At 63.1% G+C, this 493-nt stretch carries 1 pseudogene; it reads left to right on the top strand.

Annotated elements, in window-relative coordinates:
- Positions 1–238: 238 nt before the first annotated feature.
- Positions 239–493 (top strand): annotated as a pseudogene (locus tag AACY52_RS30395) (hypothetical protein); the annotation flags it as partial.

Consider the following 493-nt stretch of genomic DNA (forward strand, 5'->3'; position numbering starts at 1 on the left):
GAACCGCCTGACGATTGCGCGTTCCGCGCCGTTGACGCACTGGCTCTCTGCTTATACTCAGACAATATAACGGAAAGCGCAAGGGCTCGGTGGCGCTCTTTGCGGGTGTGAGGGGGGAATGTTGCATATGATCTGCATGTCCCGCGCGGCATCGGGCCGCGCCGAAACTCTCGCCTTTCCGGATCCGCGTCGTGCTCCGGCCGACTTCCCCCACGCTCTGCGTCAAAGGACTATTGCCATGATCCGTCGCGCCCATCTTTTGCTCGGCCTTGCCCTTGTCGCCACGGTGCCTGGCGCGGGCTTTGCCCAGGAAAATGTCGACCCCGCCAATACCGCGACCGCCACGCTTCACGGCGATCAACCGGGACCGGTGATGAACCGGCAAGTGTGCGGCCAGTTCGCCGAGCATCTCGGCCACGGCATCTATGGCGGGATCTGGGTCGGTGAGAGGTCGTCGATTCCCAACGATCACGGTTATCGCCGCGACGTGCTG

Origin of the sequence: Pseudomonas sp. EA_65y_Pfl1_P113 (assembly GCF_963970525.1) — a bacterium.
GTDB classification, from domain to species: Bacteria; Pseudomonadota; Gammaproteobacteria; order Pseudomonadales; family Pseudomonadaceae; genus Aquipseudomonas; species Aquipseudomonas tritici.